Origin of the sequence: Thalassospira xianhensis MCCC 1A02616 (assembly GCF_003326475.1) — a bacterium.
Classification (GTDB): Bacteria; Pseudomonadota; Alphaproteobacteria; order Rhodospirillales; family Thalassospiraceae; genus Thalassospira; species Thalassospira xianhensis.
On record NZ_JPWA01000020.1, the window covers coordinates 74682 to 87794 of the forward strand.

10 protein-coding genes are annotated in these 13113 nt (G+C 56.1%); all 10 read left to right on the forward strand.

The features are described 5' to 3' along the window. Nucleotides 1-192 precede the first annotated feature (192 nt). Nucleotides 193-1413 carry an aspartate kinase gene (locus TH5_RS16100; protein ID WP_062953384.1) on the forward strand — a complete coding sequence of 407 codons (1221 nt, stop codon included), beginning with the start codon at nt 193-195 and terminating at the stop codon, nt 1411-1413. A 149-nt stretch (nt 1414-1562) separates the two neighbouring features. Beyond that, the gene (locus tag TH5_RS16105; protein WP_062953385.1) at nt 1563-2591 is read left to right on the forward strand and encodes an NAD(P)H-dependent flavin oxidoreductase; all 1029 of its coding nucleotides are present in this window, start codon (nt 1563-1565) and stop codon (nt 2589-2591) included. Nucleotides 2592-2596: 5 nt separating this feature from the next. Continuing rightward, a complete protein-coding gene (ptsP, locus tag TH5_RS16110; RefSeq protein WP_062953386.1) occupies nt 2597-4879 on the forward strand; it encodes a phosphoenolpyruvate--protein phosphotransferase in 2283 nt (760 codons plus the stop codon). A gap of 167 nt (nt 4880-5046) precedes the next feature. Next, entirely contained in the window at nt 5047-6186 is a 1140-nt protein-coding gene (locus TH5_RS16115) for a helix-turn-helix domain-containing protein (protein WP_114122696.1), read from the forward strand. A 180-nt stretch (nt 6187-6366) separates the two neighbouring features. Next, entirely contained in the window at nt 6367-7491 is a 1125-nt protein-coding gene (gene ispG / locus TH5_RS16120) for a flavodoxin-dependent (E)-4-hydroxy-3-methylbut-2-enyl-diphosphate synthase (RefSeq protein ID WP_114122697.1), read from the forward strand. A 127-nt stretch (nt 7492-7618) separates the two neighbouring features. Then, complete coding sequence (hisS, locus tag TH5_RS16125) at nt 7619-8860, forward strand: histidine--tRNA ligase (protein WP_114122698.1); 1242 nt, start codon at nt 7619-7621, stop codon at nt 8858-8860. A gap of 7 nt (nt 8861-8867) precedes the next feature. Then, nucleotides 8868-10217, forward strand: a complete 1350-nt coding sequence (gene hemA, locus TH5_RS16130) for a glutamyl-tRNA reductase (protein WP_114122699.1) — start codon at nt 8868-8870, stop codon at nt 10215-10217. After that, on the forward strand, nt 10214-11296 hold the full coding sequence (gene prfA / locus TH5_RS16135; protein WP_114122700.1) for a peptide chain release factor 1: 1083 nt from the start codon (nt 10214-10216) through the stop codon (nt 11294-11296). The genes hemA and prfA overlap by 4 nt, the downstream gene beginning before the upstream one ends. A 4-nt stretch (nt 11297-11300) precedes the next feature. Then, nucleotides 11301-12221: a peptide chain release factor N(5)-glutamine methyltransferase gene (prmC, locus tag TH5_RS16140; RefSeq protein ID WP_114122701.1), complete on the forward strand. Its 921-nt coding sequence runs from the start codon at nt 11301-11303 to the stop codon at nt 12219-12221. A 290-nt stretch (nt 12222-12511) separates the two neighbouring features. Continuing rightward, nucleotides 12512-13113 (forward strand): DUF4167 domain-containing protein (locus TH5_RS16145; RefSeq protein ID WP_244204947.1); only part of this gene is annotated, 602 nt, incomplete at its 3' end.

Consider the following 13113-nt stretch of genomic DNA (forward strand, 5'->3'; position numbering starts at 1 on the left):
CGAATAAAAAATGAATCGATGCAATTTTCCCCTGCGTTGATGCTTGTTTCCGAGAGAGTATGGCAGTATTGATAACGCCGCCCGGATCAGGCGGCGCGCCGCATTGCAGGCTTGCGCCAATCGATCGAGGGCCGGATCACATGCCATCTTTTTCGGAACGCCGATGGATGGCAAGCTTAGCGGGGATACTTCATGGCCCGTATTGTCATGAAATTCGGCGGCACATCGGTCGCCGATGTCGAAAAGATCAAGAACGTCGCCCGTCGGGTCAAAGCCGAGGTCGATGCCGGAAACCAGGTCGCGGTTGTTGTTTCGGCCATGTCTGGCAAGACCAACGAACTGGTAGGCTGGGCTGATGAAATTTCGCCAATGTATGATGCGCGCGAATATGACGTGATCGTATCGTCGGGCGAACAGGTGACAGTCGGCCTGATCGCGATGGCACTGCAAAGCATGGATGTGCCGGCACGTTCATGGCTTGGCTGGCAGATTCCGATCAAGACCGACGGGGCACATGCCAAGGCGCGTATCAAGGAAATCGATACCACCGAACTCGACAAGCGCATGAATGGTGGTGAGGTTGTGTGTGTTGCCGGCTTCCAGGGGATTGCCCCGGATAATCGCATCACCACGCTTGGCCGTGGCGGTTCCGATACTTCGGCGGTGGCTCTTGCCGCGGCCCTGAAGGCGGATCGTTGCGATATCTATACCGATGTTGACGGTGTCTATACGACTGACCCGCGTATCGTGCCCAAGGCGCGCAAGATCGAAAAAATTACCTACGAAGAAATGCTTGAACTGGCATCGCTTGGTGCGAAGGTCCTTCAGACCCGTTCAGTCGAGATGGCGATGAACCATCGCGTCCGGGTGCAGGTCCGTTCGACCTTTAGCGATGCAGAAGGAACACTTGTTGTAGACGAGGACGAAATCGTGGAACAGGAAGTCGTCAGCGGGATTGCCTATAGCCGTGATGAAGCCAAGATCACCTTGGTGAAAGTCGCAGACAAACCGGGAATCGCTGCTTCTATCTTCGGCCCGCTGGCCGAGGCCAATATCAATGTCGACATGATCGTGCAGAACGTCTCGGAAGACGGTAAAAGCACCGACATGACCTTTACCGTGCCGCGCGGCGAATTCAAACGTGCTTTGTCGGTAATTGAAGGTAATTCGGCCAAGATCGGCTACAAGGAATTGCTGAGCACGTCGGATGTGACCAAAGTATCGATCATCGGTGTCGGCATGCGTTCGCACGTTGGCGTTGCACGCAAGATGTTTGAAACGCTTGCGGAAAAAGGCATCAATATCCAGGTCATTTCGACCTCGGAAATCAAGGTTAGCGTTCTGATTGCCGAAGAATATACCGAACTGGCAGTTCGTGCGCTTCATACCGCTTATGGTCTTGATGCCGAGTAATTTGATAATGTGACTTCGTTGTGTACGATTAAGTCACTGTTAAATTGCGTCAATTATTACATACTAGCTGGAACTATCGGTTTCGGCCTTTATGATGAAATGGCAGGGAACCCCGGTTCCCTGCATTTCTGCTTTGGGGTACTGATGATATGAGCGATCCGAAATTCGATGCGGCACGCGCCCGTCTTGAAAAATTGTGGGCGGCGGGCAAGGAATTTCTGGGAACGGATTACGCCATTCTGGCGGGTGCAATGTCCTGGGTTTCCGAACGTCACCTTGTGGCGGCGGTTTCAAATGCCGGTGGCTTTGGCGTGATTGCCTGCGGGTCGATGACCCCGGATCTGCTGTCAGCCGAAATTGCCGGGACCAAGGCGCTGACCAAAAAGCCGTTCGGGGTGAACCTGATTACCATGCACCCGATGCTTGACGACCTGATCGAGGTTTGCCGCGAGCACGAGGTTGGTCACGTGGTTCTGGCCGGTGGTCTGCCGTCATCGGCATCGATCAAGAAAGCCAAGGAATTTGCGAAGGTTGTCTGTTTTGCACCAGCGCTGGTGCTGGCTAAGAAACTGGTGCGATCGGGTGCGGATGCGCTGGTGATCGAAGGCAGCGAAGCCGGTGGGCATGTCGGCCCGGTTTCACTGACCGTTCTGGCACAGGAGATTCTTCCGGAAATCAAGGATGTGCCGATTTTCTGTGCCGGTGGTATCGGTCGTGGCGAAGCCATGACCGGATTGCTTGAACAGGGAGCTGCCGGGGTTCAGGTCGGGACGCGTCTTGTTTGTGCGACCGAATGCATTGCCCATCCGGATTTCAAAAAGGCCTTTATCCGTGCCAGCGCACGCGACGCGGTTACCACGGTGCAGCTTGACGAACGTTTCCCGGTCATTCCGGTGCGTGCGCTTGCCAACAAGGGGACTGACGAATTCCTTGATACCCAGCGCAAGGTGATTGCGAAATTCCGTGCCGGTGAGGTCGATCAGGGCGAAGCCCAGCTTGAGATCGAACATTTCTGGGCGGGGGCGCTTCGCCGGGCCGTTATTGATGGTGATGTCGAAAGCGGATCGGTTATGGCAGGACAGTCGGTTGGTATGGTAAAGAAAGAACAACCGGTAGCCGAAATTCTTGAAGAGCTGGTCGAACAGGCCGTTCAGTCCCTCGTACGAAGAGACAATTAAGCCCGATGAGCATGCCGTCCGCCGCAGTCACTGGTCCGCGACGCCTTTTAAAGCGCGTCCGCGACGTCATGGCTGGTCCGGGGACGGCAGAAGAACGCCTTGGGCAGATCGTTACCATCATTGCCGCCGATATGGTGGCAGAGGTGTGTTCGGTCTATGTGATGCGGGCAGGCGAGGTTCTGGAGCTTTTTGCGACCTGCGGTCTGGCCCCGGCGGCGGTCCACATGACCCGCCTTCGGGTTGGCGAGGGGATTGTGGGTTATGTGGCAGCACATGCGCGACCGCTTAATCTTAAAGATGCGCAAAGCCATCCGAATTTTGCCTATCGTCCGGAAACCGGTGAGGAAATCTATCATTCCATGATCGGTGTGCCGATCCTGCGCGGTGGCCGTATCATCGGTGTGCTTGCCGTGCAGAACCGGACCGAACGCCTTTATTCCGAGGATGAGCAGGAAGCGCTTGAAAACGTTGCCATGGTTTTGGCCGAAATGGTCGCTGGTGGCGAGTTGGTCAGCCGTGAAGAACTGATCCCGACTGACGGGATTGCGCTTTTGCCCTTGCGTCTGGGTGGGGCGCGTCTGGCACCGGGGATTGGCAAGGGCATTGCGGTCCTGCATGAACCGCGCATCGTCATCGACCGGATGGTGTCGGACGACCCGGACGAAGAACTGACCCGGCTTCGAGATGCCATGCGTGGGCTTCAGGATCACCTCGACAAGATGCTTGAAGCCGTTGCTGGAATGGACAGCAATGGCGGCGATGATGATCCGGGTGATATCCTCGAAGCCTATAAAATGATTGCGCAGGATACCGGCTGGCTGAACCGCATTACCGAGGCGGTCCATACCGGCCTGACAGCCGAAGCCGCGGTTCAGAAGGTGCATGACGATACCCGTGCCCGCATGGCCCAGGTCAGCGATCCGTATTTGCGCGAACGCCTGCATGATCTTGAAGATCTGGCAAACCGGCTGTTGCAGCATCTTTCGGGGCAGTATCAGTCCCCGGCCTTTGGCGAGTTGCCCGACGATATCATTCTGGTGGCGCGCAATATTGGCCCGGCGGAACTTCTGGATTACGATCACACGCGTTTGCGTGGCCTTGCCCTTGAAGAAGGATCGCACACATCGCATGTGGCGATTGTTGCCCGTGCCCTTGATATTCCGGTGCTGGGCGGGGTCAAGGGCGTTCTCGACAAGGTTGAAACAGGCGATCCACTGATTGTCGATGCCGACAACGCACAGCTGTTTGTCCGGCCAAGTGAGGATGTTCGTTCGGTTATCGACGGTGCGCTTAAGGCGCGCGCCGAACGCAAGGCGCTGTATGCGCAGATGCGTGATATGCCGGCCCGGACATGCGACGAGATCGATATTTCGCTGAACGTAAATGCGGGACTTCTGATTGATGTGCCCCATGTGATCGAAAGCGGTGCGGACGGGATCGGCCTTTATCGGACGGAAATTCCTTTCATGGTCAGATCGGCCATGCCCGATATTGGCGATCAGACCCGTTTATATACCCGTATTTTCGAACAGGCCGAAGGTCGTCCGGTTGTCTTTCGTACTCTTGATGTCGGGGGTGACAAATTGTTGCCCTATTGGGAGGATATGACAGAGGAGAACCCGGCGATGGGCTGGCGCTCGATCCGTATTACGCTGGATCGCCCTGCAGTGCTTGTTCATCAGTTGCGCGCGTTGATACGGGCTGCTCACGAGCGGGACCTGTATGTCATGTTCCCGATGATTGCCGAAGTCGCAGAATTCGATCAGGCAAAAGAGCTTCTGGATCAGCAGTTAAAGCGTGAAGCAGAACGCGGCTATGTACCGAACCGGGTAGAGGTTGGGGCGATGTTGGAGGTTCCGGCGCTGATATGGCAGGCACCGGCGCTTTTGGATCGTGTCGACTTTCTGTCGGTCGGAACCAACGACCTGCTGCAGTTTATGTTCGCTGCCGACCGCGGGAACCCGCGGCTGGAAGGGCGTTACGACACACTTTCGCCAAGTGTGTTCGCATTTATGCGGCAACTTGTCACATTGTGTGACGAACGGAATGTCCGTCTGACCATCTGTGGCGAGATGGCTGGGCGACCACTTGAAGCGATGGCCCTGATCGGATTGGGTATTCGCCGCCTGTCGATGGCACCTGCTGCGGTTGGTCCTGTAAAGGAGATGGTCCGGAGCATGAATGCGGCAAGCGTTGAAGGATATGTCCTGTCGATAATGGGAAGTTCGAGTAAATCGTTGCGATCGCGTCTTAAGGCTTTCGCAATAGATCACGGTGTAAAACTTTAAAAACAATCGCTTTTGGTGGGGATTCTGCTATTTTTATTGCTAGATCGTAACGTGGGGGTGCGGAGTTGGCGATCGGAAAGCGAAAGGAAGATCATTTGGACGAGCAATCCGGGGGGCGCTTGCGTTTCAGGCCGTTGCCTGGGAATGGGCCGTCAAATGACATCAAAATGGAAGCAGATACCGGCTATTCCTCTGATCAGACCGAGGTAGGGCGCCTTTTGCGTCACACCCGAAACAGTCTTGGTCAGAGCGTGGAAGACGTTTGCCGTTTGCTGCGTATCCGCAAGATTTATATCGAGGCGATCGAGAACAGCGATTATTCGGTGTTGCCCGGTGGCCCGTATGGTTTGGGCTTTATCAAAGCCTATGCCGAACATCTCGGACTGGACGGGGCAGAAATCGTGCGGCGTTTCCGCGCGGAAAGCAACGCACCCGCAGCCCGGACTGAACTTAGTTTCCCGAAACCTGTTCAAGAAAGCCGCGTCCCCGGTGGGGCGGTTCTTCTGATTGCGGCATTGCTTGGTATCGGCGCCTATGGTGGCTGGTACTATCTGTCGAGCCAGGGCAAAACCATCGCCGACCTGGTCGATCCGTTGCCTGAGCGACTGGCAAGCTACACGTCAGGCGGCGAACAGGCCGTTCCGGAACGCAATCTGGAAAATGCAGCCGATGCCCGTGCGGCAGAAGTTGGACCTTCGGCCTCTGCTCCGACCGGGGAAGCTGCCGAGACGGCGGAAGCACCGGCAGAGACCGCCGATGCCCCGGTGATTGCACAGAAGGAACCGGCAGCAACAACCGATACAGCCGAAACCGCAGCAGCCTCGCAAGAGGTTGAGACGGCACCAGCGGAAGTTGCTGAAGCACCAGCAGAAGCTGTGGCACCGGTCGAAACACCTGCAGCCTCGCCAGAGGTTGTGGCCGAGACGACAGCACAGACACCGGCTGCACCGGCAGCAGAGACTGCCGCAGTTCCGGCAGCGCCCGAAGTTGACGAAGTCGGCGGTGGACGTGTGTTCGGTGCGGTTAATGTTGATAGCCGTGTCACCATCGAGGCGGTCGAAACCAGCTGGGTACGTATTCGCGAAGGCGATGGCAATATCCTGCTGACCCGGATGCTGAGCGCAGGCGACACGTATCGTGTTCCGAACAAGGACGGCCTGATGCTTGAAGTCGGCAATGCAGGCGCACTGACCTATAGTGTCGATGGCAAGGAAGCCTTGCCGGTTGGTGATTACGGTGCGGTGATTTCGGATTTCTCGCTTGATGTTGAAGCCCTTGAAGGCACGGCATCGGCGACGGCACAGTAAGGATGCCTGCCATCCTTGTGATGGCGCCACCCGTGATTTTCGGAAAAGCGGCCTGATATGGCCGCTTTTTTTATGACAGCTTTGCAAAATCCGACGGAAAAACCGCAAGGCAACGGTTTCTAATTAGTCCCTGATGAGCTATATAGTCGGCCAGAGACACAGATTTGCTTGGAACCGGAAATGAGCGTCCGCCCTTATCGAGATATTGAACGCCGCAAAAGCCGCAAGATCCGCGTTGGTAATGTGGAAGTTGGTGGAGATGCGCCGATCTCGGTGCAGTCGATGACCAATACCCTGACCACCGATGTTGCCGCCACCGTGGATCAGATCCTGCGACTTGAAGAAGCAGGTGCCGATATTGTTCGTGTTTCCTGCCCGGATCGGGAATCGACCGCGGCGCTGAAAGACATCATCAAGCAGGTGCATGTCCCGATCGTTGCCGATATCCATTTCCATTACAAACGTGCGATCGAAGCCGCCGAAGCTGGCGCGGCGTGTTTGCGGATCAACCCGGGTAATATCGGATCGACCGAACGCGTGCGCGAGGTCGTCAAGGCGGCCAAGGACCACGGCTGTTCGATGCGTATCGGCGTCAATGCCGGGTCGCTTGAAAAAGAATTGCTGGAACGTTACGGCGAACCCTGCCCGGAAGCGATGGTCGAAAGTGCGCTGAACCACGCCAAAATCCTTGAAGATCAGGATTTCTACGAGTTCAAGATTTCGGTCAAGGCATCCGATGTATTCCTTGCGGTTGCCGCCTATTACGGCCTGGCCGAGGCATGCGACTATCCGCTGCATCTGGGCATTACCGAGGCTGGTGGCCTGCGTGGTGGTACGGTGAAATCGGCGATTGGTATGGGCAACCTTCTGTGGGCCGGTATTGGTGATACGTTGCGCGTGTCGCTGTCAGCCGATCCGGTCGAGGAAATCCATGTCGGGTATGACATTCTGAAATCGCTTGGCCTTCGGACCCGCGGTGTGCAGATCATTTCCTGCCCGTCCTGTGCACGTCAGGGCTTTAACGTGGTTGATACCGTGGCCGAACTTGAAAAACGGCTGGCCCACATTTCAACCCCGATTTCGCTGTCCATCATTGGCTGTATCGTTAATGGCCCGGGCGAGGCACGAGAGACCGATATCGGGCTTACAGGTGGCGGTGGTGGCAACCACAAAATGTATATCTCCGGCCGTCCGGATCACAATGTCAGCACCGAAAAGATGGTCGACCATATCGTCGAACTGGTCGAGGAACGCGCCGCCAAGATCGAAGCCGAAGAAGCTGCAAAGCTGGCCGCGGCGGAATAGCTTAGCAGAATTGACGAATTTTGGCTTTCCGCCGTCCGGGCGGAAAGCTATTTTCATGTTCACATGAATTTGCGTTGATCGTTTTGGCGCAAATATCTGGAATTCAAGTTAGATCGGAGACCCCAAAGTGGCATCGCTTCAACCCGTCCGAGGCACGCACGACCTTCTGCCTGAACAGAACCGTCTGCAGGATCATATCGCGCAGGTCGCGCGCGACATCGGCGAGTTGTATGGTTACCATCGCATGACGACGCCGATCTTCGAATTTACCGAGGTCTTTGCCCGTACCCTTGGCGATACGTCCGATGTGGTGACCAAGGAAATGTACACATTCGAGGATCGCGGTGGTGAACAGATCACGCTGCGCCCAGAAGGCACCGCTGGCATTGCGCGCGCCTATATCTCGAACGGGATGCAGCAGATGTCACCGGTCAAGGTTTCCTATTACGGGCCGATGTTCCGGTATGAGCGCCCGCAGAAAGGCCGCCAGCGCCAGTTCCACCAGATCGGTGCGGAGCTTCTGGGCGTCGAACAGGTCGCAGGCGATATCGAAATGATCGCCTATGGTGCCCATACCCTTAAAAGCCTTGGCCTGTGGGACAGCATAACGCTTGAGCTCAATACCCTTGGCGATCCGGAGAGCCGGGCGGCGTATCGCGATGTTCTGGTCGATTATTTCAAGGGACATTTCGGCAAGTTGTCAGAAGACAGTCGGGCGCGTCTTGAAAAGAACCCACTACGTATTCTTGATTCCAAGGATGAAGGCGATCGGGAACTGGTCGCCAATGCACCGTTATTTGCGGAATATCTGAACGAACACAGTCAGGAATTCTTCAAGTCGCTGACCGGCGGGCTTGGCGATATCGGTATCGGATATGAGCTGAACCCGCGTCTGGTACGTGGTCTGGATTATTATTGTCATACCTGTTTCGAGTTCACGACCAACACCCTTGGTGCACAGGGAACCGTGATGGCCGGTGGCCGTTATGATGGCCTGATTTCGACCATGGGTGGCCCGCAGACGGCTGGTGTTGGCTGGGCGGCTGGTGTTGAACGCCTGGCTCTGATGGTCGGCGAAGCCCCGGCCGGACCCCGGCCGATTGCGTTGATCCCGATGGGAGGTGCAGCCGAGGCACGATGCCGTACACTCGCACAGACATTGCGCGAAACTGGTATTGCGGTCGAGCTCGGTTATGCCGGGAACATGAAAAAACGCATGAAGCGCGCGGACAAGGCAAATGCCCGTCTTGCGGTTATCCTTGGCGATGACGAACTGGCAAAGGGCGTCGCCCAGCTTCGCGACCTTGACAGTGGTGAGCAGCAGGAAATCGCGCTTGATCAGCTTGCGGGCGTAATCGGCAAAAGGTAAGTGCAGGGTGACAGACGCATTCCCGCGTGAAGAAGCCGGAGACTGGCCGCTGGATCGCCTGATGGTGATCGGCACCAATCATCGGCGCTCCAGCGAGGATACGCGTGATCGTCTGTTCATCGACGAGGCCCGCCTGCCGCAATTTCTGTCGGCGATTTCACAGGCCCGTCTGGGGCAGGCGATCGTGGTTTCGACCTGCAACCGCACCGAAATCCATTTGCTGGCGTCGGATGCGGAACGGGGCCGGGAACGGCTGATCGATCTTCTCGCACTTTGGGCGGATATCGATCGCGACAATCTGGCAAGCGAGCTTTATATACGGTCCGGGCGCGACGCGTTGCGCCATATTTTTGCGGTTGCGGCGTCTCTTGACAGTCTGGTGATCGGCGAACCCGAAGTATTCGGGCAGGTCAAGGATGCTCACCGGATCGCACGGCACCACAAGCTTGTCGGACGCGAGCTGGAGCTGGTGTATCAGACAGCTTATGCCATTTCCAAAAAGGTCCGTAACCAGACCGGGATCGGGCAGGGGGCGGTTTCGATTGCGGCGGCAGCACAGTCGGTTGCGCGCGACCTGCATGGCGATATTGCCAATTGCACGCTGCTTCTGGCCGGTGCCGGGGATATGGGCGAACTGATTGCCGCATCCCTTGCCGAACGCGGCATGGGACGGGTGTTGGTCACCGACCGGTTGGCTGCCCGGGCGCGTCTTGTCGCGCGCAGGCTTGATTGTCATTGGTCGGAACTTGAAGACCTTGATCGTCTGCTGGCCGAGGCCGATATGGTCCTGACCGCGGGGGGATCGCGCCGCTATATCATTGACAAGGCGCGTGCCCTGGATGCGATCAAACGTCGGCGTTATCGCCCGATCCTGATGATCGATACGGCGGTTCCCGGTGATATCGATCCACAGGTCGACGAGATCGCCGAGGTGTTTTTCTATCGGCTGGATGATCTTGAAAAGATTGCCGCCGAGGGGCGCGGCGGGCGCGAGGAAAAGGCCGACGAGGCTTGGGCGCTGATTGAGGAAGAGGTCGAGCATTTTGTTCGTGTGCGGGCAGAACGTGCCGCCATCCCGGCGATGGCGGATTTGCGGGCGCATTTCGAAACCGTTCGCGACGATGCATTGCGCGAAAGCCATGGCGATGCCGAAAAGGCGACCCGGCTTCTGATCAATCGGTTGTTGCATGCGCCCACCCAAGCGCTTAAAGACCTTGCGGCAACAACCGACGGTGCCGGAACGGTCGAATGGATGAAAGCGCAGAAGCTTTTGACGCGTCTGTTCGCGTTGCAGTCCGCTCCGAATGCCGACAAAGCCGAAGATAATGATGAAACCCCGAAGGAGGACAAAGAGTGAGTCTGGACCCCGGTAAACTTGATGGCGTTGTACGCCGGTTCGACGAGCTCAAATCCCTGCTTTCGGGTGGGGCGACGGATGGTGACTCGTTTGCCAAACTGTCGCGCGAATATGCCGAACTTTCCCCGATTGTCGATGCGGTCGAGAAGGTTAAAAAGCTTCGTGCCGATCTGGAGGGCGCGCAGGAAATTCTTGACGATGCCGGTTCCGATCGCGACATGCGCGAAATGGCCGAAGCCGAGAAATACGAAATCCTCGACGAATTGCCCAAGGCGGAGCATGAAGTGAAGCTGATGCTTCTGCCCAAGGATGATGCGGACGAAAAGAACGCCATCCTTGAAATTCGCGCCGGTACCGGCGGCGAGGAAGCCGCACTTTTTGCAGCTGACCTGTATCGTATGTATCAGCGTTACGCTGAAAACCGCGGCTGGAAGTTCGAGCAGATGGACGCCAATGAAAACGACCTTGGCGGATACAAGGAAGTGATCGTTAACGTATCGGGTGCGGGTGTGTTTGCGCGACTGAAATTCGAAAGCGGCGTGCATCGGGTTCAGCGTGTTCCCGTGACCGAGGGCGGCGGGCGCATTCACACGTCGGCGGCAACGGTCGCCGTTTTGCCCGAGGCAGAAGAAGTCGATATTCATATCGATCCGAAAGACTTGCGGATTGATACCTATCGCTCGCAAGGGGCCGGTGGCCAGCACGTCAATACAACGGACAGTGCGGTGCGTATCACCCACATTCCAACCGGTGTGGTTGCCGCGAGCCAGGAAGCAAAATCCCAGCACAAGAACAAGGAAAAGGCGATGAAAATGCTGCTTTCACGCCTGTATGATCAGGAACGTGAAAGCAAGGACAGCGCACGTGCTGCCGACCGCAAATCACAGGTCGGTTCCGGCGACCGTTCGGAGCGCATCCGGACCTACAACTTCCCGCAGGGACGTGTATCGGATCATCGCATCAACCTGACCCTTTATCGTCTGGATGATTTCATCGCTGGCGGGCCGTCGGTTGATGAAATGATTGATGCCCTGATTGCCGAAGATCAGGCACAGAAACTGGCCGAAATCGAGAACTGATCCAATGACGGCTGATAATGCCAGCACGAAAGACAATGCGCTAACCCTTGGTGCCCTGATGGAGGAGGCGGTAAGTGCTCTGCGTGATGCCGGTATTGAAAATGCCCGAATGGATGCCCGTATTCTGTTATCGAATGCCGCAGAAATCGATGGCAGCAGGATAACAGCATGGCCCGAAGATGTGGTTACCAATGACCGTGCTGCAAAATTCCGGGATATGGTGGCCCGTCGTTTAAAACGTGAACCGGTGTCGCGCATTCTGGGGCAACGGGATTTCTGGCGCCATAGTTTCAAGCTGTCACCCGAAACACTTGATCCACGCCCCGATAGCGAAACAATTGTTGAGCTGGCATTGGACTGGCTCGAAGATGAGGATGCCCCGACGGTTCTTGATTTCGGAACGGGCACAGGGTGCCTTTTGCTTTCGATCGTTGGTGATCTGCAAAATGCAAACGGGCTTGGTGTCGATATCAGCGAGGGGGCTGTTGCATGTGCGCGTGAAAATGCCAAGCTCCTTGATCTTGCCGATCAGGTTGAGTTTCGTGTTTCGAACTGGGACAGTGCGATTACGGACGAGGAACGGCAAACCGGATTTGATCTGGTCGTGTCCAATCCGCCCTATATCACGCAGGCCGATATGGAAGTGCTGTCGCCGGAAGTGCGCGAATATGATCCACGTTTGGCGCTGACGGACGAAGGCGACGGGCTTAGTGCGTATCGCATTCTGTCACAGGTTGCGTTTTCCCTCGTCAAACCGGCCGGGTTTGTCATTTTTGAAATCGGACAGGGACAGGAAGAAGACGTTGCCCGCCTTTTGGTCGAGGCCGGATTTGTCGGCGTGGAATATCGGGAGGATCTGGGCGGCATCGTGCGCTGCGTTGCAGCCAAAAAGACCCGTTGCTCGGTTGGCCGCTGTGTGATCTGACCGATCTGCCACGTCATTGCAAAAAAAATACAGGCATTGAAAAAAACAGTTGGAATAAGGCGTCAAGCCATATAGGTTGTTTTTACGGGCCGGGTGCCCGACGCGCTATGAAAGCGCCGTGTTCCCCTGTAAACAGTAATGAATCTCCGTTCCCTTTAAGGTTTTCGGCGGGTTTATCGTAGTGCCGTTCAATCGGTGCTGTTTAGCGGGAAATATGTTTTTCAGACGGAGTGGTTCCGGGATTCCTTGATGAATCCGGATTTGTCCTTCAACACCAAAGACATGTTGATATGAGAAATAACAACAACAACAACAACAACAACAATAATAAGCGTCCGCGCGGTCGGCAGCAGCCGAATAAACGTCCTGTAAATCCGAAATTTCAGACTTTTGACAGTAACGGTCCGGACGGGCGCGTTCGTGGAAACGCCCAGCAGGTTTACGAAAAATACGTTTCGCTGGCGAAGGATTGTACTGACGATCCGGTTCTTGCTGAAAACTATTACCAGCATGCGGAACACTATCATCGTATTTTGCAGGCCGCGATTGACTGGGAAAACCAGCGTCGTGAAGAGCGTGGCGACAATAACAACCCGCGCCCGCAGCGTAATGATCGCAACGACCGGAATGATCGGGGTAACAATCGCCCGAACCGAGACGAGCGTAGCGAAAACCAAAATGGCGACGACAGCAACGATAATTCTGTCAGCCAGGATGACGTTGCGGCATCGACAGATAATACGTCGAATGATACCGGCAATAATTTGGCCGATAGCAATGAGGTCGCAGCATCTGCTTCTTCTTCCGCAGACAGCAACGATGGCGATGCTGCACCGGTAAAGCGTGCTCCGCGTGCGCGCCGTGCCGCACCGCGCGGTCGTCCGCCAAAGGC